The sequence below is a fragment of the Dysgonomonas sp. Marseille-Q5470 genome, assembly GCF_951230145.1.
Taxonomy (GTDB): domain Bacteria; phylum Bacteroidota; class Bacteroidia; order Bacteroidales; family Dysgonomonadaceae; genus Dysgonomonas.
On record NZ_CATNVE010000002.1, the window covers coordinates 72,043 to 99,029 of the forward strand.

At 41.8% G+C, this 26,987-nt stretch carries 23 protein-coding genes and 1 pseudogene; 7 read left to right on the forward strand and 17 right to left on the reverse strand.

All coding sequences use genetic code 11. The annotated features are described in order from the left end of the window. Positions 1–38: 38 nt before the first annotated feature. Genes QOX35_RS03555 through QOX35_RS03565 form a run of 3 tightly spaced genes read left to right on the forward strand, consistent with a single transcriptional unit; the run spans position 39 to position 1,808 of the window. Positions 39–371 (forward strand): flavodoxin family protein, encoded by a 333-nt coding sequence (locus tag QOX35_RS03555; RefSeq protein WP_283685818.1) that lies wholly within the window; start codon positions 39–41, stop codon positions 369–371. After that, positions 281–820, forward strand: coding sequence for a 4Fe-4S binding protein (locus QOX35_RS03560; protein WP_283685819.1), 540 nt, complete (start codon positions 281–283; stop codon positions 818–820). Before QOX35_RS03555 ends, QOX35_RS03560 begins: the two co-directional genes overlap by 91 nt. Positions 821–827: 7 nt before the next feature. Continuing rightward, positions 828–1,808 carry a Gfo/Idh/MocA family protein gene (locus QOX35_RS03565; protein WP_135104720.1) on the forward strand — a complete coding sequence of 327 codons (981 nt, stop codon included), beginning with the start codon at positions 828–830 and terminating at the stop codon, positions 1,806–1,808. A gap of 11 nt (positions 1,809–1,819) precedes the next feature. On the opposite strand, the gene QOX35_RS03570 is transcribed toward QOX35_RS03565, so the two are convergent. The 13 genes and pseudogenes from QOX35_RS03570 to QOX35_RS03630 all read right to left on the reverse strand — a co-directional run bounded on the left by QOX35_RS03570 (position 1,820) and on the right by QOX35_RS03630 (position 18,910). Then, positions 1,820–2,989, reverse strand: a complete 1,170-nt coding sequence (locus QOX35_RS03570; protein ID WP_283685820.1) for an MFS transporter — start codon at positions 2,987–2,989, stop codon at positions 1,820–1,822. 71 nt (positions 2,990–3,060) lie between these two features. Beyond that, a complete protein-coding gene (locus tag QOX35_RS03575) occupies positions 3,061–3,585 on the reverse strand; it encodes an OmpH/Skp family outer membrane protein (protein WP_006843393.1) in 525 nt (174 codons plus the stop codon). A 210-nt stretch (positions 3,586–3,795) separates the two neighbouring features. Continuing rightward, a complete protein-coding gene (infB, locus tag QOX35_RS03580) occupies positions 3,796–6,768 on the reverse strand; it encodes a translation initiation factor IF-2 (protein ID WP_283685821.1) in 2,973 nt (990 codons plus the stop codon). A gap of 118 nt (positions 6,769–6,886) precedes the next feature. Further along, complete coding sequence (gene nusA / locus QOX35_RS03585) at positions 6,887–8,143, reverse strand: transcription termination factor NusA (protein ID WP_135104724.1); 1,257 nt, start codon at positions 8,141–8,143, stop codon at positions 6,887–6,889. A gap of 5 nt (positions 8,144–8,148) precedes the next feature. After that, complete coding sequence (gene rimP, locus QOX35_RS03590) at positions 8,149–8,616, reverse strand: ribosome assembly cofactor RimP (RefSeq protein WP_283685822.1); 468 nt, start codon at positions 8,614–8,616, stop codon at positions 8,149–8,151. Positions 8,617–8,749: 133 nt separating this feature from the next. Next, a complete protein-coding gene (locus tag QOX35_RS03595; protein ID WP_135104726.1) occupies positions 8,750–11,017 on the reverse strand; it encodes a RelA/SpoT family protein in 2,268 nt (755 codons plus the stop codon). 824 nt (positions 11,018–11,841) lie between these two features. Then, positions 11,842–13,119, reverse strand: a pseudogene (locus QOX35_RS16465) (lytic transglycosylase domain-containing protein); the annotation flags it as partial. A 26-nt stretch (positions 13,120–13,145) separates the two neighbouring features. Beyond that, positions 13,146–13,844: a DUF5683 domain-containing protein gene (locus tag QOX35_RS03605; protein ID WP_135104728.1), complete on the reverse strand. Its 699-nt coding sequence runs from the start codon at positions 13,842–13,844 to the stop codon at positions 13,146–13,148. Between the two features lie 26 nt (positions 13,845–13,870). Continuing rightward, a complete protein-coding gene (locus QOX35_RS03610) occupies positions 13,871–14,779 on the reverse strand; it encodes a ParB/RepB/Spo0J family partition protein (RefSeq protein WP_135104729.1) in 909 nt (302 codons plus the stop codon). Positions 14,780–14,813: 34 nt separating this feature from the next. Further along, on the reverse strand, positions 14,814–15,578 hold the full coding sequence (locus QOX35_RS03615) for a ParA family protein (RefSeq protein ID WP_135104730.1): 765 nt from the start codon (positions 15,576–15,578) through the stop codon (positions 14,814–14,816). A gap of 152 nt (positions 15,579–15,730) precedes the next feature. After that, entirely contained in the window at positions 15,731–16,894 is a 1,164-nt protein-coding gene (locus QOX35_RS03620; RefSeq protein WP_283685824.1) for a glycosyltransferase, read from the reverse strand. Beyond that, positions 16,895–17,854: a ferrochelatase gene (gene hemH, locus QOX35_RS03625; protein WP_135104732.1), complete on the reverse strand. Its 960-nt coding sequence runs from the start codon at positions 17,852–17,854 to the stop codon at positions 16,895–16,897. A gap of 81 nt (positions 17,855–17,935) precedes the next feature. After that, positions 17,936–18,910, reverse strand: coding sequence for a type I phosphomannose isomerase catalytic subunit (locus QOX35_RS03630; protein ID WP_135104733.1), 975 nt, complete (start codon positions 18,908–18,910; stop codon positions 17,936–17,938). A gap of 258 nt (positions 18,911–19,168) precedes the next feature. Here QOX35_RS03630 and QOX35_RS03635 point away from each other — a divergent pair, with 258 nt between their 5' ends. After that, positions 19,169–19,771: a hypothetical protein gene (locus QOX35_RS03635; RefSeq protein ID WP_283685825.1), complete on the forward strand. Its 603-nt coding sequence runs from the start codon at positions 19,169–19,171 to the stop codon at positions 19,769–19,771. A 57-nt stretch (positions 19,772–19,828) separates the two neighbouring features. Here the strand turns inward: QOX35_RS03635 and QOX35_RS03640 are convergent, their stop codons facing one another. Genes QOX35_RS03640 through QOX35_RS03655 form a run of 4 tightly spaced genes read right to left on the reverse strand, consistent with a single transcriptional unit; the run spans position 19,829 to position 23,168 of the window. Further along, complete coding sequence (locus tag QOX35_RS03640; protein ID WP_283685826.1) at positions 19,829–21,835, reverse strand: alpha amylase C-terminal domain-containing protein; 2,007 nt, start codon at positions 21,833–21,835, stop codon at positions 19,829–19,831. Between the two features lie 48 nt (positions 21,836–21,883). Beyond that, positions 21,884–22,330, reverse strand: coding sequence for a NanQ anomerase/TabA/YiaL family protein (locus QOX35_RS03645; RefSeq protein ID WP_283685827.1), 447 nt, complete (start codon positions 22,328–22,330; stop codon positions 21,884–21,886). A 14-nt stretch (positions 22,331–22,344) separates the two neighbouring features. After that, the gene (locus QOX35_RS03650; RefSeq protein ID WP_283685828.1) at positions 22,345–22,743 is read right to left on the reverse strand and encodes a DUF805 domain-containing protein; all 399 of its coding nucleotides are present in this window, start codon (positions 22,741–22,743) and stop codon (positions 22,345–22,347) included. 20 nt (positions 22,744–22,763) lie between these two features. Then, positions 22,764–23,168, reverse strand: coding sequence for a DUF8479 domain-containing protein (locus QOX35_RS03655; protein WP_283685829.1), 405 nt, complete (start codon positions 23,166–23,168; stop codon positions 22,764–22,766). A 164-nt stretch (positions 23,169–23,332) separates the two neighbouring features. Between QOX35_RS03655 and QOX35_RS03660 the strand changes: the two genes are divergently transcribed. The 3 genes from QOX35_RS03660 (at position 23,333) to radC (ending at position 26,981) form a co-directional block, all read left to right on the forward strand. Next, positions 23,333–25,486 (forward strand): M3 family metallopeptidase, encoded by a 2,154-nt coding sequence (locus QOX35_RS03660; protein ID WP_283685830.1) that lies wholly within the window; start codon positions 23,333–23,335, stop codon positions 25,484–25,486. Positions 25,487–25,585: 99 nt separating this feature from the next. Continuing rightward, on the forward strand, positions 25,586–26,152 hold the full coding sequence (gene efp, locus QOX35_RS03665) for an elongation factor P (RefSeq protein WP_006843375.1): 567 nt from the start codon (positions 25,586–25,588) through the stop codon (positions 26,150–26,152). Positions 26,153–26,282: 130 nt separating this feature from the next. Then, on the forward strand, positions 26,283–26,981 hold the full coding sequence (gene radC / locus QOX35_RS03670; RefSeq protein WP_283685831.1) for a RadC family protein: 699 nt from the start codon (positions 26,283–26,285) through the stop codon (positions 26,979–26,981). Positions 26,982–26,987: the final 6 nt, after the last annotated feature.

Genomic DNA, 26,987 nt, shown 5'->3' on the forward strand with positions numbered 1-26,987 from the left:
TTATTTGTAACTTTAATACCGATTATAAAACTACCGATATGAAAAATATACATCTTATCTATTTTAGTCCTTCCCTGTCTACTCGCAAGATAATCCGCGAGATCGGCAAAGAGATGGGTGCAACGGTTAGAGAACATGACGTTACAATGGGATTCCCCGATACATTGAACATCGAGAGTCATGATCTTGTCATATTTGGTTTTCCTGTTTATGCAGGACGTGTACCTCAATTGGCGGTTAACGCATTTGAGAAGATAAAAGGTGATAAGAGGCTCCCGCCGTGTTGGTATGCGTGTATGGCAACAGAAACTATGACGATGCCCTTCTTGAACTCAAAGATATATCTGAGGCAAATGGCTTTGTGCCCATAGCAGCAGGTGCTTTTATTGCACGCCATTCTATCTTCTCCGATGTTGCTGTGGGGCGTCCCGACAAGGAAGATAAGCAGGAGATTCAAAAATTTGCACAAGAATGTTTCCGATTATATCAATCTTACGACAAAAACAAACAATATAGCTTGCCAGACGTTAAAGGTAATTATCCCTATCGTGAACCAACACAGGGAGGATATGTCCCTACTGGTGATGATAGGTGCGACGATTGCGGAACATGTGTAAGTCAATGTCCCACAAGTGCCATACCAACGAGTAATCCCAAAGTGACGAATATGGATTTATGCATCCGTTGCGCACGTTGTATTACTCTATGTCCTGAGCATTCGCGTGCGTTTAGAGGCGAATTATACGAAACGGTAAAAGCGAAATTTGCACCGCTTATGGCTGCACGAAAAGAGCCGGAAGTGTATATGTGTAAAATATAAAGGCGATATGAAAAGTGTAAAATGGGGTATAATAGGCGCAGGAGCCGTATGTGAAAGAAAAAGCGGGCCTGCATTTTATGAGATAGAGCATTCATGGTTGCGGGCTATTATGCGCCGTGATGCAGAAAAAGCAGCGGATTTTGCTAAGCGTCACGGTGTAAGAAGATATTATACCGATGCCGACCAATTGATCAACGATCCGGAAGTAAATATTGTATATATAGCTACTCCGCCACACTTGCATAAAGAATATGCAATAAGAGTGTTGCAGGCAGGTAAGCCTGTTTATGTAGAGAAACCAATGGCCATGAGTTACGCCGAATGTCTCGAAATAGTAGAAGCGGCGAAGCAGGCTAATCAGAAGTTATTTGTGGCACATTATCGCAGAGCACTGCCTTATTTCCTGAAAGTAAAAGATCTGATCGACAGTCAGGCTATCGGTAAGATTTTAACAGTCAATGTTCGTCTCTTCCGCCCTGCCAGTGCTTCCGATATGGATAAGCAGCAGCAGACGTGGCGGCTAAAACGTGAGATAGCAGGCGAAGGTTATTTTTTCGACCTCGCTCCACATACGCTCGATATACTCGATTTTCTTTTAGGTGAGATCACCGATGCCAAAGGGTATTATAGCAATCTGGGGGGATACTATGACGTTGCAGACACTCTGTCCGCAATTTTACAGTTCAAGTCGGGCGCGCAAGGTGTTGCCGAATGGTGCTTTATATCGTCCGAAAAGACGAGAGAAGACACGATCACCATTACAGGAACAGAAGGTTCAATTCGTTTCAGTACCTTCCAGTTTACACCTATTCTCTTATCATCAACCGATAGAGAGCAGTTCTTTATGCCCGCTCAACCCGATCATATTCAACAACCTCTCATTCAGACAATAGTAGATGAACTCAGAGGGTCTTGTACGTGCCCATCTACCGGAGAGACCGCATTAAGGACGGCAAAGGTGATGGATATGATAATAGGGAAGATATAAATTGCAGCGATTTATCTGAGCCGCTTTCTCTCAAAGATGACCCGCGAGCAAGCCCAGTATACAACTACACTTACTGCGCACAGTCCCGAAGCAACTATATATAGTGTTTCGAAAGAGAAATATCCTGTGAGGTAACCACCTACCAGCATACCCAGTGCCAGACCCAGATCGAACCCAATGAGGTAAGTTGAATTGGCTGTCCCTCGCTGATTATGCTCTGCAAGATTGATATATAGTGTTTGCAGTGCCGGAAACATCATCCCGAATCCCACACCGATAAACAGTCCCGATATGCAGAAGGCATAAATATTATGAACCAGAGCAAATACAAGGAAAGCAATAGCAACGATAGCCATTGCCGATACATTTACCTCGTGTATTTTACCTTTGTCAACCAGTTTTCCTGCAAAGACACGCGAAGCAATAATACCGCCCGCCCAAAACAGGAAGAAAATCCCCGCATTAGGAATACCTATTCCCTTGCCATACTGCGCAACGAATGGGCCTATCGTACCCCATGCAAAGCAGGGTAGGAGTTGGTTGAGGAATATAGGCCAGCCCTTGATGAGGAAAAAGCGGTCGAACGAAATTTTCTGTCTTTCTACTTTTGTCTTTATCGGTGCTTTTATAAGCGATACGGTGATAATACCCAGTGCACCCATTGCAATGGCGCACCAAAGCAATACATCAAATCCGGAATGATTATATATATGGATGGCTATAAAAGGACCGATGGCCATCGCTACATTCATAAATGTACCATAGTAGCCAATACCCTCTGCTCGCCGCTCGGAAGGAACAACATCTATCGCCAGCGTGCTCGACGATACGGTAGACAATCCCCAAGTGATGCCATGTATGAAACGAACAACAATGAACAGCAAGACGGTTGTTGCCCAAAAATAGCCGAAGAATATAAGTACATAGCACGAAAAAGCAATCAGCAGTATCTTCTTGCGGGAATATAAGTCTACGATAAATCCCGAAAAAGGACGAACAAACATCAGCGCAATGGCATACGATGCCAGCACAATACCCGTTTGAGATTGGGGAACGCCCATCTGTTCGGTAATATATAGAGGTATGGATGGCATTAGCAGATTGAATGAGCATGCCATCAGGAAGTTAGCCAAACATACATTGAGATAGCTTAACGACCAAAGTTTTGCTTTTTGTGACATATACGGTGTTGCCTAAAAACAAAATGCTTCCGATAATCAGAAGCATTCATTATACAATTATTTGATAAATCTTACCTGATTCCTAATTTTTGTTTTACTAACAATGTAGCATTAGTAGCATCCGGAGTAACGAATGCTATAGACGGATTGGCAAGATCGTAAATGCATACGAATCCGTTTTCGATACCTACCTGATAGATAGCATCCTTTAGTCGCTGGCGTAGAGGTTCTATCAGGGCTTTCTCCTGATTTTGGATATCCTCCTGTGCCACTTTCATAAAATCATTGATTTGACGCTCAAGCTCGTAAAGTTCTTGCATACGGCGCAAACGGATATTTTCCGCCATAGATGTCTGATATGATATGAAGTCAGAATATTTTTTATTATAATCATTCTGCATAACCTTCATCTCTTCCTTATACTTGTTATTCAGGTCGATCAACTGATTCGATGCTTTCACCTTTTCGGGCATAGCTTCGAGCAACTCGTTCGAGTTAATAAACGCAATCTGCTGAGCAGTTTGTGCTGCCAGATCTTTCGCAAAAAATAAAGGAAGAATTATAAGGGTAGATATAAGAATAATTTTTTTCATCATGATGATTTGTCGTTTCTGTGTGTGACAATTTTCAAAATCTGACGAAGAAATTTTTGTAATCAACCGCAAAACTGATTGATAGTTGTGTGTTTCGGTGGCATGGTTAGTACCACCGACCTTCAAGGCAAGATTTGCTTGTAACAACTATCAATTGGTTTCTTAGGTTAAATCTTTATTATATTGGATACAAAGGTATACAATAATTTAATATTACAAAGTTTTCTTCACTTCTATTTCTTCAAATGGCTCAATAATGTCGCCAACTTTTATATCATTGTAGTTGTGGATGTTCAAACCGCACTCATATCCCGATGCAACTTCTTTCACATCGTCTTTGAAGCGTTTGAGCGATCCCAGCTCTCCCGAATAGATCACGATACCGTCGCGGATAAGGCGAATCTTGTTTGCACGTTTCAGTTTTCCTTCTTTCACCATACAACCGGCAACTGTTCCCACCTTCGTGATCTTGAACACTTCGCGTACTTCCACATATCCGGTTTGTACTTCTTTGATTTCAGGAGATAACATACCTTCCATCGCCGACTTCACTTCTTCTATAGCATCGTAGATGATAGAATATAAGCGGATTTCAACACCATCCTTGTCTGCGGATCTGCGTGCAGCCTGTGACGGACGCACCTGGAACCCGATAACGATAGCGTCTGATGCGGCAGCTAGCGTGATGTCTGATTCTGATATCTGACCTACGGCTTTGTGTATTACATTCACCTGTATCTCTTCTGTCGACAGCCTGATCAGCGAGTCTGCAAGAGCCTCTACCGAACCATCCACGTCACCTTTCACAATCACGTTGAGCTGTTGGAAGTTACCGATAGCAATACGGCGACCTATATCATCGAGAGTAAGTATTTTCTGTGTACGCAGACCTTGTTCGCGTTGTAGCTGTTCACGTTTTGTGGCTATTTCGCGGGCTTCCTGTTCTGTTTCCAGCACATGGAATATATCACCGGCCTGTGGAGCACCATTAAGACCTAGTATGAGTGCAGGAGCGGCTGGCGCAGCTGCATCTGTAGGTTGGTTACGCTCGTTAAACATTGCTTTTACACGACCGTAATATGTTCCTGCCAATACGATGTCTCCTTTTTTGAGTGTACCGTTTTCTACAAGTACTGTAGACAGGTATCCTCTACCTTTGTCGAGAGACGACTCGATAACCGATCCGGTAGCTCTCCTGTTAGGGTTTGCTTTCAGATCTAGAAGTTCGGCTTCCAATAGTACTTTTTCGAGTAGTTCATCTACGCCGAGACCTTGTTTTGCCGAGATATCTTGCGACTGGTATTTTCCACCCCAGTCTTCTACAAGGTAGTTCATTCCTGCCAGTGTTTCCTTTATCTTTTCAGGATTGGCACTTGGCTTGTCTATTTTGTTGATAGCAAACACGATTGGTACGCCTGCCGCAGCTGCGTGGTTTATTGCTTCCACGGTTTGAGGCATGACGCTGTCGTCGGCTGCTACAATGATAATTGCTATATCTGTTACTTTTGCTCCACGTGCACGCATCGCCGTAAAGGCTTCGTGACCCGGAGTATCGAGGAATGTGATACGTCTTCCCGATTTCAGTTTAACGTTGTATGCCCCGATGTGCTGGGTGATTCCCCCTGCTTCGCCGGCAATCACATTTGTTTGGCGTATGGTATCCAATAGCGATGTTTTACCGTGGTCTACGTGTCCCATTACGGTAACGATAGGAGCACGAGGTTCCATATCTTCCGGATTGTCTTCTTCCTCGTTTATTGCTTCCACTACTTCGGCGCTTACGTATTCGGTTTCGAATCCGAATTCTTCGGCAACGATATTGATCGTTTCAGCATCTAGTCGTTGGTTGATAGACACCATGATACCGATACTCATACAAGTAGAGATAACTTTTATAACAGGTACATTCATCATGTTGGCGAGGTCGTTGGCGGTTACAAATTCTGTAATCTTCAACACCTTGCTTTCGTGCATCTGTTGTTCGAGTTCCTCCTGTTGTCTTTGAGATACAGCTTCACGCTTCTCCCTTCTATATTTAGCCCCTTTGTTTTTTCCGCCTTTGCTAGTCAAACGCGCCAGGGTTTCTTTTATTTGTTTTTGTACGTCTTCTTCGTTTACGGCATGCTTGATGATAGGCTTGCGTACGCTGCGTTTCGATCTGTCACCTCCGGCATTTGGCTGTTGTTGTCCGCCACCGCCACCTTGAGGTATAGCTCCTTTCTCGATATCGACTTTTCCTTTTTTGATCCGATTGCGTTTTTTCTTCGATGCGTCATCATTGTCATCGTTGATCGCTTTTCGTTTCTTCTCTTCGTCTGTTTCTTTTTTCAACAGGCGAACAGTGTTTTCTTTCACCCTTTTCTGATCTTGCATTTCTTTTTCCAAGCGTTCTTTTTTCTTTTCGGCTTTGGTTTTCTTTGCAGGACGGGTTTTGTCGTTTATCGAACTTAGATCGATAGAGCCTTTTACAACAATGTTTGATTTTATTGTTGCCTTATTCAGCCTGAATATCTTATCTCCCTTTTCTTCAGTTTCTTCATTTGCGGGAGCTGTAGACGTTGGTTGAGGTTTATCCTCTTTTTCTTCGTCTTTCTCAATAATGGCTTTTTCTTCTTTTTGTATAAACACAGGTTCTTCTTTTGGTGTTTTTTCTATAGCCGGTTGCTTTATTTCTTCTTCGGCCTTAGGCTCTTCTTCTACTTTTTCTACAATAGGAGCCGGGGCTTCTGCTACTTCTATTTCTGGGGCTTTTACTTCAGGAACCTCAACCTTTGGTGCTTCAACAACTGGAGCCTCCACCTCAGGGGCTTGCTCTTCTTGTTTCACTTCTACTCTTTTTGGTCTGTTCAGAGCATCGAGATCAATCTTATCCACAATCTGCACATGCGGCTTAATGGATTCGGGTATCTCTGTTCTGATCACTTCCGGTTCACTTTGAGCTTTGGCTTCTTCCTCTTCTTTCTTAGCCTGAGCTTTGACAAGCTCTTTCTTTTCTTCTCGTCTGCTTAATAGTGCATCGATGTCGGAGTCTCGTCCGAATTCTTTTACCAGCAATTCGTATTGTTCACTGCCAATTTTAGTATTCGGGTTTGATTCTACATCAAAGCCTTTCTTATGCAGGAATTCAACAAGGCTGCTGATTCCTACATTCAAATCTTTGGATATTTTTATTAATCTTATCGACATATATTTTTTTTAATTCTAAAAATAGACAGTGAACCCAATAAATGCTTCTGAAAACAGATGAGGTTGGCTTTCTCCAAATACAAAAGTATTAAGAAATCAGCTAATCACCAAATAAAGCTTAAGCTTCATCATCAAATTCGGCACGTAAAATATTGAGTACTTCGTCTACAGTGTTTTCTTCAAGGTCGGCTTCCTGTATGAGTTTGTCTCTGTCGGTAGCCAACACGTTTTTAGCTGTAACACAACCAATTTTTTTCAATTGATCGATAACCCATCCGTCGATTTCGTCGCGGAACTCGTCCAAGTAGATATCTTCTTCGTCGAAGTCGTCGATGTCGCGGTACACATCTATCGTGTATCCGGTAAGCATACTGGCCAGCTTGATATTGAAACCGCCCTTACCGATAGCAAGTGATACTTCTTCGGGACGCAACAATACTTCTGCACGTTTTTCTTCTTCGTTGATCTTCACCGAAGTTATTTTGGCAGGGCTAAGAGCACGTTGTATATACAGGTTCATATTCGACGTATAGTTGATAATGTCGATGTTTTCGTTACGCAACTCTCTCACGATTCCATGTATACGCGATCCTTTCATACCCACGCAGGCACCCACAGGGTCGATGCGCTCGTCGTACGACTCTACGGCTACTTTGGCTCTTTCTCCCGGTATGCGGGCTATGTTTTTTATTGTGATCAGTCCGTCGTTTATTTCAGGAACTTCGAGCTCGAGCAATCTTTCGAGGAATGTCGGTGAAGTTCTTGATAAAATAATCTTCGGATTGTTGTTCTTATTGTCAACTCTTTCTACTACTGCACGAACATGCTCGCCTTTGCGGAAAAAGTCGCTAGGGATCTGCTCTGTTTTAGGTAAAAGGAGTTCTTCTTTTTCGTCATCGAGCAGCAGGATTTCTTTTTTCCATATCTGGTAAACTTCACCCGATACGATTTCGCCTATCTTCTCTTTGTAACGGTTGTATAAGCTTTCTTTTTGCAGCTCAAGTATTTTGGATGTCAACGTCTGGCGAAGGTTAAGGATGGCACGACGTCCGAAGTCTTCGAAAAACACTTCGTCTGTCACTTCTTCTCCTACCTCAAAGTCTTCGTCTATCTTTTTGGCTTCCGAAAGTGCAATTTCTGTATTATCATCCTCTAATTGATCGTCTTCTACGATGACACGGTTGCGCCATATCTCAAGGTCTCCTTTGTCGGGGTTGATGATTACGTCATAATTATCATTCGACCCAAACAGTTTTGCTATTACATTGCGGAAAGAGTCTTCGAGCACACTGATCATAGTCATTCTGTCTATGCTCTTCAGTTCTTTAAATTCTGAAAATGTATCAATTAGATTGATAGTTTCTTTCTTAGCCATGGTTGTTATTTAAATCTTATTAAATATTTTGTATGTTTTACGTCTTGATAAACAAAAGAGAAATCTTCGTCTACTGCAACTTTCTTTTTCCCTCCATCGGGTTTCACCATCTTGGTAACGGTAATTACAAAAGAATTATCGTCGCACGATTTGAGTACACCCGAAAGTTTTTGTCCTTTCTTCGTCAGCACTTCCACTTCGTTACCAATATTTTTCTTGTACTGGCGTGGTATTTTCAGAGGAGAAGTAATACCTGCCGATCCTACTTCGAGCTCAAAATCTTCGGCATCCCTGTCCAGATGCGATTCTATATTACGGCTCAATGCAATGCAGTCGTCAATGCTTACACCTTCGTCGCTGTCTACTTCTACAACGATAGCATTGCCGGGCTTTACCACTACATCTACAAGAAACATTGTTGTTCCTTCGAGATATTTCTCTGTGATATCTTTAATGAGTTCTTTTTCTATCATCTTTTTACCAAGTAATAAAAAAAGGAAGCCATAGCCTCCTTCTCTCCCTTTTGTATTTCGGATACAAAATTAGGGAATTTTATTTTTTTTTCCAAATTTTGGAAGCGAATATCTTGATCTTAAGATTTTTTATTTATACAGGTTGAGTATATTCCCCACCGATTTGCTTCCTGTTAACGGCTTTTACTCCCTTTATTTTGGCTAAGCGTGCGCATAATGCCTGCAAGTCGTTCACATCGTGAACGTTTACCACGATGCGCCCTTCAAATACACCATCGTTGGATTCTATGCTCATATTCTTGATATTCAGCGATCCGGCAGTGATCACTTTTGTGATGTCATTGAGCATTCCTATGCGGTCGATACCGTTTATGGTGATGGCCGAAATGAACGGAAATTGTGTATAGCTACCCCATTCGAGGTTTACAATCCTGTTGCCGTGGCTGGCTTTTAACTTGAGTGCTACGGGGCAGTTTATGCTGTGTACTTCTACTTCGTTGTTATCTGTAATATATCCGATTACCTTGTCGCCCGGAATAGGGTTGCAGCAGGTTGGCATTATAAAATTCTTGTTGAAAGAATCTTCTTCGAGGATATATGTTTTTTTAGGATCAATCGGCTCGTTCTCCGATATTTTTGTTTCTGCTTTCCCTATCTTTTTGCCTACATGCAATGCTTGTTTCATGTAGCTGAATATGCCATTGTTAGGGTTTTGCCTTTTTAGGGTCAGTAGCTTTTCTATTTTCTGAGGCAGTGCTATTTCTTGGTTGCCGATAGCATAGAAAAGGTCTTCTTTATTCGTTTTCTGATAGTAGTCCATCATTTTGTCGAGGATGGGCTGCGTAATTTCTATCGTTGAGCCTTCGGTGCTTTTGTAAAGCATTTCCTCTCCTTGCTTGGCGATGTCCCTTTTCAGTTTTCGCAGAGCATATTCTACCTTTGTGCGGGCTTTGGCAGTAGTAACGATACTTAGCCATTCCAGCTTAGGAATCTGCGATTTCGATGTAAGTATTTCTACCTGATCTCCACTTTTTAGCTTCTCACTCAGCGGAACGAGCTTATGATTTACTTTGGCGCCGATGCAATGGTCTCCGATATCGGAGTGCAGATCGTAAGCAAAGTCTAAAGCTGTCGCTCCCTGCGCCAGTGTCCTGATTTCACCTTTTGGGGTGAACACGAATATTTCTTGTGAAAAAAGATTAAGCTTTATTGTATCCAGAAAGTCCAAAGCATTGGGGCTTGGGCTTTCCAGTATTTCCTGAATGGTTTTCAGCCATTTGTCTAGCTCGGTATCTTCTTCTATTTTACCTTCTTTGTATTTCCAATGTGCCGCAAATCCTTTTTCGGCTACATCGTCCATGCGGCGGCTGCGGATTTGTATTTCTACCCACTGCCCGTCGGGTCCCATTACGGTGAGGTGCAGCGCCTGATAACCGTTGGCTTTAGGGCGGCTTACCCAGTCTCGGATACGATCGGGGCGAAGCTTATAAATATCTGTTATGACGGAATATATATCCCAACATCGCTTTTTCTCGTCTACACCGAGTTCGTTTTCGAAAATGATGCGGACAGCGAATATATCGTATATCTCCTCGAATGGCACACCTTTGGCTTGCATCTTATTCCAGATAGAATATACTGATTTGTCTCGAGCCCTGATTTCGTATTTGAATCCAAGCTCATTCAGTTTTTCTATAACCGGTTGTGCAAAATGCTCGTAGAGGTCTTTTCTGGAGAGGTGTGTTTCTTGAAGTTTGGATGATATTTCCTGATATATTTGTGGGTTTTCCCATTTGAAGCTGAGTTCTTCAAGTTCTGTTTTTATGGCAAATAGTCCTAAGCGATGGGCGAGGGGAGCATAAATAAACATGGTTTCTCCGGCTATCTTGTATTGCTTGGCCGGCGCCATAGACCCCAATGTGCGCATGTTGTGCAGGCGGTCGGCTATCTTGACCAGAATAACACGGATATCGTCCGACATGGTAAGCAGCAGTTTCCTGAAGTTCTCGGCTTGTGCCGAAACATTCTCCCCAAACATGCCACTCGATATCTTTGTAAGCCCGTCTACAATCTGAGCTATTTTTTCGCCAAAGAGAACTTTTATATCTTCTACTGTATATTCGGTATCTTCTACCACGTCGTGCAGCAATGCCGCACAGATGGATGTGGAACCCAGCCCTATCTCACCGCACACAATGCGTGCGACGGCTATCGGGTGCATAATATATGGCTCTCCCGAACGGCGACGGGCTCCTTTGTGAGCCTCCTTTGCCAGAAGGAAAGCTTTGGTTATAATTTCTACCTTGCGCCTGTGGTTCGTCTTAAGATAATCATCGATCAGACCGTTAAATTCCGACTCGATGGCTAAATCATCATTCGTATGTGTATCCTCTTTACCCATAAATATTCAGTAAGGATACAAAAATAATAAATTCAACGATAATTAACAGCAAGAGTGTTGCAATAAAGTGGTTTTAACAATAATGTTTTATTTCCTTATTAGTTGCCGGCTGTAAGCGTTTCGTCTTTTGTTGGCTGTTGGGCTTTGATATTAGATGCACCTTCGGTTCTGCTGTCGGGAAGAATGATCAATAATCGTTGTCCAACCTTTGCTACATTCGATGACAGCTTATTCCAAGTTATGATCTCCTTTTTTGTTACATTATAGCGTGAAGCTATCTGTGTAATGGTTTCTCCAATTCTTACTTTGTGGTATATAATTTTGGATTCACCTGCCGAGCGGGTTTCTTTAGCAGTAGAGTTGTCATCTTCATCGTCTTCATCGTCTGAAGCTATGCGTACACGAGGAAGCTGAGATTCGTCTCGTTCTGTTCCTACTTTTTTCAGGTAGGTATCGAAGAGTGATGCTGTAAAGGCTGTATCTATTTCTACTGTTGGCAATATTGGCTCACTCAGTTTATTTTGCACAGCTACTTCTTCTTCTACCTCAATATATTTCGTTTTCTGAATCTTTAGTTGCTTACCGGCTATCAGGCTATTACTTTTTATATTGTTCCATTTCTTTAGCTGAGCCACTCTTGTTCCGTTCTTTTTTGCTATCCCTGCCCAAGTATCACCTCTGCGAATTTTGTAGTATGAAGTTACTGTTTTAGCTTCGGTTTTTTTGACGGTATTTACCGACTTATTGCTAGTGTTGTCCGAGCTTTGGGTATTGGATGCCAATACTGCTTCGCCTGATTGTTGTTCTGCCTTTTGCGGAACTTCACGATATATTTTCAGGCGTCTGCCTACTGTCAGTTTGTTAGACGATAGGCTATTCCATTGTTTTATCTGATTGGATGTTACTCCGTATTTGCTTGCCAGCTTAGAGAGTGTGTCTCCTCTTTTTACCCGATAAGTAATTGTTTTGGAGCCAGATGTGCCTCCGCCAACTACGTCTAATCCTGCAACTTTGCGGTGCGGCATCAGTTCTTCAAACTTATGAGCGTATATTGTATCCTTGTTCTCGATAAAAGCAGATACCTTTTGTATTGGCAGGTTCAGTGCATATCCTTTGTATTCGCCGGGTATTATGTCGCTCTTAAACTGAGGGTTGAACTGGCGCAAGTCGTCAACAGATACATTTATTATATCGGCAATTTGCTGGAAGTGCACGTTTTTATTAATCATCAATGAGTCCATCGATGCCGGATTGCTACATTCTATAGGGCAGATATTATGATCGTTGTAATAATTCATTATATATGTGGCAGCAATAAATGCAGGTACATATCCTCTTGTTTCGCGAGGTAGATAAGGGTAGATGGCCCAATAATCGGTTTGTCCGCCACTGCGTCGTATGGCTTTGTTTACATTTCCGGGTCCGCAGTTGTATGCAGCAATTACAAGATTCCAGTCGCCATAGATAGAGTATAAATCTTTTAGGTATTTGGCTGCGGCATTTGTCGACTTCATCGGGTCGCGGCGTTCGTCTACCAAGCTGTTTATCTCCAGATCGTACATCTTTCCGGTACTTGCCATGAATTGCCAAAGTCCTGTTGCTCCTACTCTTGAGCGGGCAATAGGATTGAGTGCTGATTCTATAACGGGCAGATATTTTAGTTCGAGAGGTAATCCTTCACGGTCGAGAGCTTCTTCGAATAGAGGAAAATAAAACTTTCCTTCACCCAGCATATAGCTTACCTGATTTTTTCTACGTCCGGCATACATTTCTATATAGCTTCTGACTACGGGATTGAATACCATTTCCATCTTGGTAGGCAGGCTATACAAGCGGCGGATGTAAATCGAATCGTCAAAAATGATTGGCAGGTCGCTTAGCGATTTGCAATCGTCTCCATATTTAACATTTTTACTCCATGTAGACAACAACTGGTCGTAATTTTGCTCCATGTCTGCAGGGAAAACAATCGAATTGTCTGTGATTGTGTCGCGTAATGCGAGAGATTTGCGATTACTTTGCCCGACGACTGCGAGTGAGCAGCCAATAAGAAATCCGGTAAATATAATTTTTCTCAGCATAAGTGTTTTTTTATGATACATAGCAAGGGATAGGAACCCTGCTTAGTTTAAAAATTTATAATACATTGAAGCCCGAAAGCGGCTTTAGAATAGGGTGTCGGTATCCAGATCATGGGTTCAATCCGCATGGATAGATCCGGAGACATATCAAAATCATATAATTGAGCATCGACATACGCGTCGATCATACATAGTGCATATACTCCAACCGAAGCAATAATAGCCAAGTCGCGATTTCTCCTGAAAAAGTCTTTCTGACGCTTAAATCTATCGATCCAAACTTGCTTATTTGCTTGTACATCTTTGTTACTGATAAAGTTCAGATAGCTCGTTCCTGTTCCCAATACCAAGTCTTTATAAGCCTGCGAATACTCGTTGTACCGTGCTCCATTCCATGTTATGGCATAGGTAAGCCCTAATGCGCCTCCATAGATAATGGGTAGTTTCCAGTATTTGCGGTTATAAATTTGCCCTGCTCCGGGAAAGATAGCCGAGTATAAGACTGCCTTCTTAGAGTCAGGCTTAAACTCAGGTTTGCCAATCGTAATTATAGAATCGGCTAATACCACTACAGGTTTTTCGCTTATCAGCGGAGATACGGTATCACTCTTGATAGCGTTTTCTTTTGCTTCCCGCCGTGCATTTTTGAGAATGGTAGAATCGTTTGGAAGTGCCTCCTGAGCATTGCTACTCAGACAAAAGTTCCCTAAAACGCAACACAAACCAATTATTAACCCCTTCCTCATATAGATATTACGGAGAATACTTCGTTTTATTTTTTTAATTGGTCAAAAATAGCTATAATTTTTTCCAGATCTTCTTCCGACTTGAAAGGGATGCTTATTTTCCCTTTTCCTTTTTCGTTGCAAGTCAGTTGAACCTTTGTAGAAAAGAATTTTGATAAATGGTCTTTCAACAATTCAAATTCTTCGGGTGTCGCCTTTTTTATCCCCGCTTTTTTTACGGTTTCTACTGCTTTCTCTTCTTTAAGCAGGTCTTCAAGCTTTTCTCCCTTGCTGATAGCTCTTACGTATTCTTCTACTTTGCGCACCGACAGTCCTTCTTCAAGTATCAGTTCGTATACTTCGAGCTGAGCCGCAGGGTCTTCGAGAGTGACAAGTGTGCGGGCGTGTGCCATATCTATCTTCTTGTCTCTGATGCCCATTTGTATTTCAGCCGGAAGCTTCAACAAGCGCAGATAGTTGGCTATTGTTGTCCTTTTCTTTCCCACACGTTCGCTCAGTCGTTCCTGTGTAAGATCATATGTTTCTATCAGATTCTGATATGCCAAAGCTATTTCTATCGAGTTGAGGTCTTCACGCTGGATATTTTCCACAAGGGCCATCTCCATCACATTTTCGTCCTCTGCCGTTTTTATATATGCAGGGATTGTAGTCAGGGAGGCCATGAGTGAAGCTCTGTAGCGACGCTCTCCGGCTATGATCTGATATGAGTCTTCGTTTATTTTTCGTAAAGTAATTGGCTGTATAACACCTATCTGCCGAATAGAAGATGCAAGCTCTTGTAATGCTTCGTCATCAAAAATACGTCTTGGCTGATCGGGATTAGCCTGTATTTTCGACAATTCTATTTCGTTGATAGAGGAAGAGCCTTCGGTCTTTACTTCGTCAATGGCAATCAGTGCATCGAGTCCTCTTCCTAAAACCATTTTTTTAGCCATAATTGTTAGTTATATATTCTACAGAAAAACAAAGTTAAGAATTTTTCTCAATAAGCTCTTGCGCCAGCTGCATATGATTGATCGCTCCTTTGGAGGCTGCATCATATACCAATACCGGCTGAGCGAAACTTTGCGATTCGCTGAGCTTGATATTTCGCTGTATAACGGTAGTAAATACCAAGTCTTGGAAGTGGTTTTTCACCTCTTCATATATTTGGTTTGCCAAACGCAAACGGGCATCGTACATCGTGAGAAGGAATCCTTCTATTTCCAATGCCGGGTTTAGCTTGTTCTTTATTATCTTTATTGTATTCAGTAATTTGCTGATTCCTTCGAGGGCGAAATATTCGCACTGCACGGGTATGATGATAGAGTCTGCCGCTGTAAGTGCGTTTACTGTAATCAGCCCCAATGACGGAGAGCAGTCGATGAGTATAAAATCATAATCGGCCTTCATGGGAACTAACACTGCTGCCAGTTGTTTTTCTCTGTTTTCTATATTCAGCATTTCCAGTTCGGCTCCTACCAGATTGATGTGCGAAGGCAGTACATCAAGGCGTTCTATGTCGGTCTTTACGATTGCATCTTTGGGCAATGCTGTACCGATAAGGCATTCATAGATCGTTTTGTTTACTTTCTTTATGTCTACCCCAAGTCCGGAAGATGCATTTGCTTGAGGGTCGGCGTCTACTACCAGTACCTTTTTTTCGAGTGCTGCCAACGATGCCGCCAAGTTGATTGTGGTGGTGGTTTTTCCTACGCCACCCTTTTGATTAGCTAATGCTATAATTTTACCCATAGAGAAAGTTAATAATAAAATTTCCGAGGACAAATTAAATAAATAAAAATAGGATTTAGAAGTTAAATATGTGTAACAAGATATTTTTTGTTGAAAAGTCAGGCAGATTGTTAATAAAAGCCGAGCGCATTTATCTGCTTGTACACCAAAAGCTATGAATTAACAGCCAATAGTTTTTCCACGCTTTTCAGCCAGCCCTGATAGTCGAATCGGGCAACAGCCTTGTCGAGATCTGCACTGTATTTAACGGATAGGGTAGGGTTGTCCAAAACCATCTTCATGCCCTGATAAACCCCCTCGGTGCTATTGTCTACAAGGATACCGTATTTGCCTCCGTCTACAATGTCGGCGGGGCCTCCGCAGTTGGTTGTTATCACAGGTGTTTTTAGTGCCATCGATTCGAGTAAGGCGAGTGAAAAGCTTTCTCTCTTGGATACGCATAGCGACCACTTGCACTGTAGTATGTAAGGAAAAGGATTGTCAATGCGTCCTTTCAGCGTGATTGTGTCCTGTAGGTGTGATATTGCAATGGAATTTTGCATCGATTGGCTATTCATGCCTTCGCCTATTATATATACATGGAAATCATACCCTTCTTCTTTTAACCTCCTTGCTGCACTAATCAGTCTGTCGGTACGCTTTTCGGGAGATGTGCGTGTCAGTAATATGAAGTTGGTTTGTCCTTGCGGCAGGGTTTCTATCGTTTGTTTCGATTTTTCTATCGCTTTTGTAAGGTCTATAGCGTTGTATAAAACCCGTATATCCTGATTGGGGCTTGTTTCGTTGTGCAACACCGAGAGGTATGCATTTTTGGCTGCATCCGACACGCATATTATTTTATCGAAATGGTTGTATGACACTTGCACAAGCTTTAATTGCTTCTTGTTGAGCCATGCCGAGAATTTATCTCGCAAAGAATCTGTTTCGTATATCCGTTTATATAAAATATTGTGTATCCATAAAATTTTAGGTAATTGCATCTTGCTGAATATACGAGCAAAGAATGTTTCTTTGAAACAAACGATCTGGTCGTAGTCAGATTCTTTTATGCCTTTCCATTTCGCAAACAAGCTGGGAAAGAATACCATAAAATTCTCTCCCAGCTTTTTTTTCAGGTACGATGTATTCTCTTTGTATATATACTTTATGGTAATGGATTGAGATATTTCTTCGATCAATATATTCTTGTCCGAAGGCATTGGCAAAAGAAGCGTGATCACACACTCTTTTCCTGCCAGATGATTGAGCAGGCTCACCAATAACTTTTCGGTTCCGCCTGTTTCCATGCCATCATTGAAGAATAAAATACGTTTCATCTAAGAAATTATTTTAGCTACAGCTTCTACCCAATGCGGCTCACTGTTGAGGCAAGGGATATATGTAAGGTCTGTACCTCCTTGTTTTAGGAACAGTTCTTTTGTCCTTATGTCTATATCGTATAATGTCTCCAGATTGTCGGCAGCAAAGCCCGGAGCAACCACCAGCAGTTTCTTCTGACCTTCTTCTGCCAGTTCTTTTACTATTTCATCCAAGTCGGGGCCCAGCCATTTCTTGCCCATCGCCGAGTGGTAGGTTTGGCGGGTTTTCTTCGTGTCGATACCCAGCTCCTTGATCACAAGCCTCACCGTTTCTTTGGTTTGATATACGTAGTCGAACTCTTTCCCTTTCTTCCAGCCTTCTTCTACATGGTCGAGCGGCAGGCTGTGGAAGCTGAAAATAATTTTGTCGTATTCTTTTTCGATATATGGTCGTATACTTTCGGCTAAAGCAGAAATATAGGCAGGATGATTGAAGTACGGCTCTATAAATTTTAGTCTGAAAGGGTATGGACGTTTAAAAAACTCTTTGCCAACCTGATCTACGGCTGTCTTGTACGATGATTCTGCATACTGTGGAAACAGTGGGAACACAACCACCTCGTGCAATCGGTTATTCTTGCTCATCAGGTAATCGAGTGCGGCAGTCGTATCGGGCTGTCCGTATCTCATGGCCGGTTCGGTGGGTAGGCCTGTGAGCTCTTCCAGCTTTTCGGACAATTGTTTTGCCTGATGTATCAATGGTGAGTCGTCGAGCGAATTGTCCCAGATGAGTTCATAATGCGCTGTAGAGCTGAACTGACGGAGCGGAATAATAATTCCGTTGACCAAGATAGGTCGAAACCAATCGGGAACGGTCATCACATAGGGGTCTGAAAGCATCGATCGGATAAAGAATTTTACATCTTTTCGTTCACATGTCTTCGGACTGCCTGTATTTACTATTAATACTCCTCTCATTTTTCTTCTAAAAAAGACACCATACACTCCCGGAAAGGAAAATATGGTGTCGCGTTATTATATAAATATCTTATAAACTAACTATACATATGTTTCCAAAAGTAGGACATTGCCTTCGGGGCTGATGCTTACGCTTTGTGTGTCGGCAGGGATAAGGATTGTTTCGCCTTGCTTCACACTCAGGTCGTTGCCTTTATTGTCTCGTATATTGCAAGCACCTCCCATACAAATATAAGCAACAAATGAGTCATTGTCACTATAGTCTCTTGTAATATCTTTGGTAAGCTCAAGCAGATTGGTTGTGAAGTATCTGCACGATTCCAGTTCTACCGGTTGATTTTCCTTGCGTGTGTATGCTGTTTGGTAGCTGTCGTACAATTTATAATCGATAGCATCTTTTGCCAATTCGGTATGCAGTTCGCGTCCGTTACCGTTGGCGTCTTTGCGGTTGTAGTCGTAGATGCGGTATGTGATGTTCGATGTTTGTTGTATTTCGGCGATGAATGTTCCCGCACCGATTGCATGAACACGTCCGGCAGGCAAGAAGAATACATCTCCTTTTTTAACGTCATGTTTTGCAAGGTAATCTACAAATGTATTGTCTTCAATGCTTTTTACATATCCATCGGGAGTTATTTCTTTTTCGAATCCCGAATACAGGAATGCGCCCGGAGCAGCATTGATAACATACCACATTTCGGTTTTCCCGAAAGAGTTGTGTCTTTTCTTTGCCAGTTCATCGTCAGGATGTACCTGTATCGACAGATTGTCGCGTGCATCTATAAACTTGATAAGCAAAGGAAATGTAGTGCCGAACGTTTCGAAATTCTTCTTCCCGAGCAACTGCTCTTTGTATGTAGAAATAATTTCGTCGAGGCTTTTGTTTTCCAACGCACCGTTGGCCACTACCGAAACGTTGCCTTCCACACTCGATATTTCCCAGCTTTCGCCGATCCCTTCCTGAAGCGGGCTTACGTTTTTAAACTTACATATTTCGTCTCCCCCCCAGATGATGGATTTGAGGATAGGTTTAAATTTTAATGGGTATAAACTCATTTGGTTGAAAATTTATTTTTGTGATTACACGGAATATCCGTGATTGCGATTAATCTATTTTCGTGATTTCCGATCAGTATGCTTACGTTTATTGTATGCTTTTCAAGAAATCAGAACAAAAATAGTCAATCTTTTTATTATTATCCGTTATTATTTAATTTACCTAAATAAGTGCAATCTTTATTTATAAAAATTTAATATATTCGTAGAAACTTACTAAGCACACAAACTTACAGTTACACGATAATAGAGTATGCTATGAATTTTATTTTTGGAACAAGGGGAACGTCTGCTTCTCCTATTCACACAGGACAGTCATGCCCTGCATGTGGTAAGGTAGATTCTATTCTGATGATGCCGTATCAGCGTTATTTTCATCTGCTTCAGATTCCTTTATTTCCCACAACTAAACACTTCATTCCTGTTTGTTGTTCATGCGAAACATCGTTTACTATTCAACAATTTTCCGTGACGGATGACATTCGCAAGCAGTTCAGAACTCCTCGGTGGATATTTATTATACCATCTGTGCTCGTACTAGTAGTCATCTTTATTCTTGTATGGGTTGTAGTAAACGCTATATCCGGCGAAGTGGATATAAAAGACAAGGTAGAGAATCCACAGGTGGGTGACGTTTACTATGTGAGGTACGACAAAAATGAATATAGCCTGATGAAGGTTGCGTCATTTACGGTCGATTCTATTTATTTTTATTTATCTCCCGGTAGAGCCGAAGATAGAGGGCTGGATATGCTGCCCGGAGTTGATGTTTATGATACAATCTTAAAGAAGGGTTTTTCGAAGAATGAACTGAAATGTAATTCGGTGAAAGAAGTGGAAATTTTGAAGATTGAAAGATGAAAATTGCCTTAAAGGTAGAAGGAGTCTACCTTTAAGGCAATTTGTTTTATCTGATAGCTAGTCTATTTTTCTCAGTACAAAAGCCGTACGTGCAGGTATATACAACTTGAGCCAGCCTTTTTCGTCTTTGTGATATAGCTCGTCATGTATAGTGAAGTGTTCTATACTGTCGTCCGTCAGACCATTACCTCCAAAAGCGATAGAGTCGGTATCGAGCACCATCTGATATTTTCCTTCGGGAGCAAGGAATCCATAATCGTAGAACGATTGGCTCGGGTTGAAACTGAAAACAAATATCAGATTGCCACGCATGTAGGCGAGCACCTGATCTTCGTCCTTATCCCACAATCTTATAATAGGTGTTTGCTCAAATTTCTTTTCCGATTTTAGAAGCGAAAGCATAGCTTTATCAAAGTCGCCCAAATAATGATAGCGCAGGTCTTTGTTGTCTGCCAGCCACCATTGTCTGCGGGCATACTTGTGCGACCACCCATTGCCCTCGCGAGGGAAGTCTACCCATTCGGGATGCCCGAATTCGTTACCCATAAAGTTGAGGTAGCCGCCATTGATCGTTGAGGCAGTTGCAAGGCGTATCATTTTATGCAGCGCTATTCCTCTGTCGGTGGCATACGAGCTGCCGTAATGCTTCGACATATACCAATACATATCAGAGTCTATGAGCCTGAATATTATTGTTTTGTCGCCTACCAATGCTTGATCGTGGCTCTCGGCGTAAGAGATTGTTTTCTCTTCCTCACGGCGATTTGTCAGTTCCCAGAATATGCTTGTAGGATGCCAGTCTTCGTCTTTTCGCTCTTTGATGATTTTTATCCAGTAGTCGGGTATGTTCATCGCCATGCGGTAGTCGAAGCCGTATCCGCCGTCTTTTATCTTCGTTGCCAGTCCCGGCATGCCGCTTACTTCTTCGGCTATGGTAATGGCATTAGGGCGTACTTCGTGGATTAGCTTGTTTGCCAATGTAAGGTAGCAAATGGCATCGTCGTCTTCGTTGCCGTTGTAGTAGTCCTCATAGCCGCCAAAGTTATCTCCCAGTCCGTGCGAGTAATAAAGCATAGAGGTAACGCCATCGAAACGGAATCCGTCGAAGTTGTATTCCTCAAGCCAAAATTTACAATTGGAAAGCAGAAAGTGTATGACCTGACTTTTTCCATAGTCGAAAATCAATGAATCCCAAGCCGGATGTTCGCGCCTGCTGCCTCCATGAAAATATTGGGTGTAAGATCCATCGAATCGTCCCAGTCCTTCTTTTTCATTTTTTACGGCATGCGAGTGTACGATATCCATAATCACGGCTATACCCATCGCATGCGCATCGTCTATCAGGTGCTTTAGTTCGTCGGGTGTGCCAAAGCGTGAAGATGCCGCAAAAAAGCTGGAGACGTGATATCCGAACGAACCGTAATACGGATGCTCCTGTATTGCCATTATCTGGATAGCATTATAGCCGTCTTCTTTGATACGGGGAAGCACATTTATTCTGAACTCTTCGTATGTACCCACTCTTTCGTCTTCTACAGCCATCCCTATATGGCACTCGTAAATCAGAAGGGGGTTGGTGTTGGGCTTAAATTTCTTTGTACGAAACTCATAAGGCAGCAACGGGTCCCACACCTGTGCGCTGAATATATGTGTCTGATGGTCTTGCACTACTCTGTTTGTCCATGCGGGGATACGTTCGCCCTCGCCACCATTCCAACATACAATAAGTTTGTATAGGTCGTGGTGTTTTATTTTGTCCAGAGGCAGTTCTATTTGCCACTCACCGTTACCGTTTGGTTGCAGTCTGAACTCTTCAGTTTTTTGCCAGCCGTTGAAATCGCCTATCATATAGATAGCGGTTGCATTCGGGGCCCATTCTCTGAATATCCACGACGTTTCTGTTTTGTGAAGCCCAAAATACAGGTGTCCTGAGGCAAATTCAGAAAGAGTGATCTTTCCGTTGCAGGTAAGGTCCGCCTCTCTTTTCTGAATGTATTCATAACGGCCTTCTATCGCTGCTGCATAAGGTTCTAACCAAGGGTCGTTTTTAATGAGTTTAAGCATGTCTGTCAATTGTTAATTACAGTTCGTCTCCCAAAGCGGGGTCGGAACTTATATTTTTATTTTTACCACTACTTTTCTTACCTGTCCTTCGCCTATGCAAGGGGCATGCCCATCTTCGGGGAAGAATATAAGAAAGTTGCCGGGTAAGACTGTTATCTGTGTTTCAACTTTGTCGTCAAAGAACTGAATGTCTTTTTCTTCATCAAAGTTGCCAATAGGCTGCGTCAGGTCTTGGCGAGCTTTCCACCCAAAGGTTTCAGGCCTGCTTATTGGCAGCTGTATATCTATATATTTGTTGTGTGTCTCCGGCTTCGCTTTATCGGCGGCTCTCAGTTCACTGTCGCTTACCATTACAAAAAGGTCTTTGCCTTTCAGCTCTGTTTTAGTCGGTTCGGCTTTCGAGAAATCAATTGATTTCAGATAGTCGAATGCCTCTTTAAACAGCGGGTGTAGATGTTCGTATTTTCCTGAGTTTTCTAATTTGTCTAATATCATTTTTTTATCTTCTTTTACTCCTGTTCGGGTACTCCTATATTGTCTATCATATCTTCTACACTTTCGTTGCCTTCGCCTTTGGGGTTAAACCCATATTCATTTTCGCCATAATCACTTCCTGCAAAAAGCATCCAAAAAGCATAAAAAGGGACGAGCTGAAACCATCCGCTATTACCTCTGTCGTGACATCTTTTCGCTCCTTGTGCAATCAAAAACCAATAGGCTGGTATCAAAAGAAGGAAAATGATAAGAAAACTCCAGTTTACATCCTCAAGTATTCCAGACAAGGCAAGAATGAGGACAATCGTATAATAGTATGCTACATAAATAAGATAACTAAGTCCATATTCTAGTCTGCGGATACGTCCTTTTGCAGAAAATGGATTTTGAAACATGCGTTGTTTGTCTTCCATATTTTATTTTGTAATCCTTTTTATTGCTTATACTCCTGAGGTGTTATGATTGTAGAAAATATATACTTTCCATTTTGGTCGTTGTATATATACTTTACGGTAATATCGTTATCCCTGAATATTTTTAAGTCGGGATTTGTTTTCAATACCTCCAAAAGCTGCGGCTTCAATTGTGTTTTGAAAGTGGTGGTATCACTTATCACCACTTGTAGTATGGTAAGATGATACTCAAAATTACTACTGCCTACAGCAACGCACTTATCTAGGCGAGTCCACTGATCCAATGTCTTAGGGCAATCTTTGTTTGTCTCGGCAGCTATTGCCTGCAACTTGCTTTCGATACTGCCTGCACACCGGATGAATGAAAAAATGCTAATTAGCAGAAATGTGCAAATGAGGTTTCGGCTACTTAGAAGTTTGTTCATGGATTCTTAAATTTTATAAACCATACAAGTTTAAGAAAATTAATCGGATTATCTGTTAATTCCGCTGTTTTTTATTGTGGAAGCCGATTAAATGTTTCTCCTTAACGTTATTTTTACTTACTTTTGTCATAAAATCTAATCATTCACACGATTAACTTATTTGTATGAAGAAAATCTTATTTATTCTTAGTATTCTAATTATGGTTTATTCTTGTAACACTACAAGCAATAAGGATGGGAAAGATAATCCTTTCTTTTCCGAATTCGACACTCCGGAAGGGGTTCCTCCTTTTGATAAAATAAAAGCAGAACATTTTATGCCTGCTTTCGAAGAAGCAATGAAGCGTCATAATGCCGAGATTGATTCTATCATCAATAACCCCGAAGCACCTACTTTCCAAAATACAGTAGTGGCTTTGGACGAGTCGGGCCGGATGCTTGATCGGGTAGGTTCTGTATTTTCTGTAATGACAGGTACAATGTCCGATTCTGTGTATCAGAACATAGAAAAGGAGATTACGCCTTTACGTACCGAGCACTATGATAATATCAACTTCAACGAAAAGCTTTTTGCACGTATCAAAACCGTGTACGACGATAGCCTGCAAGTAAAGACCCTGACAACAGAGCAAAAGATGTTGTTAGATAAAACATACAAAGGCTTTGTCCGTTCGGGTATCCTTTTGGATGGCTCGAAGCAAGCACGTTTGCGTGAGATCAACAAAGAGCTGAGCAACGCATCGCTTAGTTTTAATCAGAACCTGTTGAAGGAAACAGATAGTTACCAATTGGTAATTGATAAAAAAGAAGACCTCTCGGGACTTCCTGAAGATGTAATTGCCGCTGCTGCTAAAACAGCAAAAGATAAAGGGCTGGAAGGCAAATGGGTGTTTGGTCTGAGCAAACCAAGCTGGGAGCCGTTTTTGCAATATGCCGACAATCGCGCGCTTCGCGAAAAACTATATAAGGCGATGTATATGCGTTGTGATAACGGAAATGAATTCGACAACAAAGAAAATATCAAGAAGATTGTTAGCCTCAGACTCGAAAAAGCAAATATGCTTGGCTATAAATCACACGCCGACTATGTGCTCGAAGAAACAATGGCTAAGACTCCTGATAATGTGATGGCGTTGCTAAACAATATATGGAAGTATGCTTTGCCGCAAGCTCAAAAAGAGGCTGCCGAACTTCAAGCTATTGCTAAAAAAGAAGGACATGATATAAAAATAGAATCGTGGGACTGGTGGTACTATGCCGAAAAGCTGCGTAAAGAAAAATACGCATTGGATGAAGAGGCTTTGAAACCTTACTTCAAAGCGGATAATGTGCGTGAAGGTGTATTTGCTGTGGCAAACAAACTATATGGTATTACATTCAAGCCGAAAACAGATATACCTGTATATCAGCAAGACGTAAAAGCATACGAGGTAAGTGATGCTGACGGTTCATTTATCGGAATCATTTATTTCGACGATTTTGCACGTCAGGGCAAGCGTCCGGGAGCATGGATGAGTAGCTTCCGCAAACAGGAAGTATATAAAGGCGAGTTTGTTTATCCATTGATCTACAACGTAGGTAACTACAATCCTCCAACAGATGGCAAGCCTGCATTGTTGACACTCGATCAGGTGGAAACGATGTTCCATGAATTCGGTCACGGATTGCACGGATTGTTGTCAAAATGTACTTACAACGGCGTATCGGGCACATCGGTTGTTCGCGACTTTGTAGAACTGCCTTCTCAGATCATGGAGCACTGGGCATTTGAGCCGGAAGTGTTGAAGATGTATGCAAAACATTATGAAACAGGTAAAACAATTCCTGCCGAGCTGATACAAAAAATTCAGAATGCGGGTTACTTCAATCAGGGATTTGCTACCACTGAACTTGTGGCTGCTGCAATTCTGGATATGAAATGGCATACGCTGACCGCTTCTTCTCCAAACTTTGACCCTAAACATGGCGAAGGTCTTGAAAAGCTGAACGTAGATAAATTTGAAGCGGATGCAATGAAAGAAATCGGCTTGATCTCCGAAATAATCCCTCGATACAGAAGCACGTATTTCCAACATGTATTCAGTGGAGGCTATTCTTCGGGATATTACAGCTACTTGTGGTCTGAAGTTTTAGACTCTGACGCATTCCAGGCTTTTGTAGAAAAAGGAAATATTTTTGATCAGGAAACTGCAAAATCGTTCCGTGAAAACGTATTGTCGAAAGGCGGATCGGAAGAGCCAATGGTATTGTACAAAAAGTTCAGAGGCGCAGAACCTAATCCGATTTATCTGTTGAAGAACAGGGGGTTTGTAAAGTAATAAGTTCTAAGTTGTTTGTTAACTGATAACTGTTGGCTGATAAATGTAATTTATTATCTTTGCAACTCGAAAAAAAATAATAACAATAAAATACAATCAATGGCAACTACTGCAGATATAAGAAACGGTATGTGCATCGATATCGATGGACAATATTATGTAATAATCGAATTCCTTCATGTGAAACCGGGTAAAGGTGCCGCATTTGTACGTACAAAAATGAGAAGTGTAACTACCGGACGTGTTCTTGAAAGAACATTCAATGCCGGAGTGAAACTGGATGAAGTGCGTATCGAAAGACGTCCGTATCAATTCCTTTATCAGGACGATATGGGGTATAACTTTATGAATACCGAAACTTTCGAACAAATATCTCTTGCCGGGGATATGATAGCCGGAGTGGCTTTTCTTAAAGAAGGAGATATGGTAGAGGTACAGGTTCATGCCGAAACAGAAACTGTATTAACAGCCGAAATGCCTCAGAACGTTGTGCTTTTGGTAACTTATACCGAACCCGGACTGAAAGGTGATACTGCAACCAATACGTTAAAGCCGGCTACTGTAGAAACAGGGGCTGAGGTGCGTGTTCCACTCTTTATTAACGAAGGAGACAAAATTAAAATTAATACGGCCGACGGCTCGTATGTAGAAAGAGTAAAAGCATAGTAATTATTACTTTTATAGAGGATAAGGTCAGTTTTCAAAACTGACCTTATTTTTTTTATGAAAAATATTTTATATTCAAATTTTATGTATATTTTTGAAGTTGAATGGATCTAGGAGACAAATAACCTACATGAAACTTAATACGAAACTAAACATTAAGGATTGGGCTGAAGAAGACCGACCCCGCGAAAAGATGTTGTTAAAAGGGGTATCGGCACTTTCTGATGCTGAATTGCTAGGTATACTGATCGGTTCGGGCAATAAAAGCGAAACAGCGGTTGAGCTGTCCCAACGGATTTTACATAGCGTTTCCAATAACCTGAACACTCTGGGTAAATTGGAAATAAAAGACCTTATAAAGGATTTTAAAGGAATAGGAGAAGCGAAAGCAATAACAATAGTGGCGGCACTGGAATTGGGAAAAAGAAGGAAATTGTCTGAAGCCCTTGTCAGTCCGCAAATTACGTCCAGTAAAGATGCGTATGATATATTTCATCCGATATTAGCAGACCTAAAGCATGAAGAAGTATGGGTTTTGTTCCTTAACCGGGCTAATAAAGTGGTGAAAAATATACAGATAAGTAAAGGTGGTTTGACCGCAACAGTAGTGGATATCCGTCTGATAATGAAAGAAGGTATCCAATCCTTAGCCTCGGCTATGGTACTGTGTCATAATCATCCCTCGGGAAACACTCAACCGAGCGACGATGATGATCAGATTACAAAGCGGCTCAAAGAAGCAGGACATATTATGGATATCCGCCTGCTCGATCATATCATTGTTTGTGACAACTCATACTACAGCTATATGGACACTGGGAGAATATAGAAGAGC

Bases quoted from the DNA above. Each gene is read 5' to 3' on its own strand.
- QOX35_RS03555 (WP_283685818.1), top strand. From the start codon at position 39: ATGAAAAATATACATCTTATCTATTTTAGTCCTTCCCTGTCTACTCGC.
- QOX35_RS03565 (WP_135104720.1), top strand. From the start codon at position 828: ATGAAAAGTGTAAAATGGGGTATAATAGGCGCAGGAGCCGTATGTGAA.
- QOX35_RS03570 (WP_283685820.1), bottom strand. From the start codon at position 2,989: ATGTCACAAAAAGCAAAACTTTGGTCGTTAAGCTATCTCAATGTATGT.
- QOX35_RS03575 (WP_006843393.1), bottom strand. From the start codon at position 3,585: ATGATGAAAAAAATTATTCTTATATCTACCCTTATAATTCTTCCTTTA.
- infB (WP_283685821.1), bottom strand. From the start codon at position 6,768: ATGTCGATAAGATTAATAAAAATATCCAAAGATTTGAATGTAGGAATC.
- nusA (WP_135104724.1), bottom strand. From the start codon at position 8,143: ATGGCTAAGAAAGAAACTATCAATCTAATTGATACATTTTCAGAATTT.
- rimP (WP_283685822.1), bottom strand. From the start codon at position 8,616: ATGATAGAAAAAGAACTCATTAAAGATATCACAGAGAAATATCTCGAA.
- QOX35_RS03595 (WP_135104726.1), bottom strand. From the start codon at position 11,017: ATGGGTAAAGAGGATACACATACGAATGATGATTTAGCCATCGAGTCG.
- QOX35_RS03605 (WP_135104728.1), bottom strand. From the start codon at position 13,844: ATGAGGAAGGGGTTAATAATTGGTTTGTGTTGCGTTTTAGGGAACTTT.
- QOX35_RS03610 (WP_135104729.1), bottom strand. From the start codon at position 14,779: ATGGCTAAAAAAATGGTTTTAGGAAGAGGACTCGATGCACTGATTGCC.
- QOX35_RS03615 (WP_135104730.1), bottom strand. From the start codon at position 15,578: ATGGGTAAAATTATAGCATTAGCTAATCAAAAGGGTGGCGTAGGAAAA.
- QOX35_RS03620 (WP_283685824.1), bottom strand. From the start codon at position 16,894: ATGAAACGTATTTTATTCTTCAATGATGGCATGGAAACAGGCGGAACC.
- hemH (WP_135104732.1), bottom strand. From the start codon at position 17,854: ATGAGAGGAGTATTAATAGTAAATACAGGCAGTCCGAAGACATGTGAA.
- QOX35_RS03630 (WP_135104733.1), bottom strand. From the start codon at position 18,910: ATGAGTTTATACCCATTAAAATTTAAACCTATCCTCAAATCCATCATC.
- QOX35_RS03635 (WP_283685825.1), top strand. From the start codon at position 19,169: ATGAATTTTATTTTTGGAACAAGGGGAACGTCTGCTTCTCCTATTCAC.
- QOX35_RS03640 (WP_283685826.1), bottom strand. From the start codon at position 21,835: ATGCTTAAACTCATTAAAAACGACCCTTGGTTAGAACCTTATGCAGCA.
- QOX35_RS03645 (WP_283685827.1), bottom strand. From the start codon at position 22,330: ATGATATTAGACAAATTAGAAAACTCAGGAAAATACGAACATCTACAC.
- QOX35_RS03650 (WP_283685828.1), bottom strand. From the start codon at position 22,743: ATGGAAGACAAACAACGCATGTTTCAAAATCCATTTTCTGCAAAAGGA.
- QOX35_RS03655 (WP_283685829.1), bottom strand. From the start codon at position 23,168: ATGAACAAACTTCTAAGTAGCCGAAACCTCATTTGCACATTTCTGCTA.
- QOX35_RS03660 (WP_283685830.1), top strand. From the start codon at position 23,333: ATGAAGAAAATCTTATTTATTCTTAGTATTCTAATTATGGTTTATTCT.
- efp (WP_006843375.1), top strand. From the start codon at position 25,586: ATGGCAACTACTGCAGATATAAGAAACGGTATGTGCATCGATATCGAT.
- radC (WP_283685831.1), top strand. From the start codon at position 26,283: ATGAAACTTAATACGAAACTAAACATTAAGGATTGGGCTGAAGAAGAC.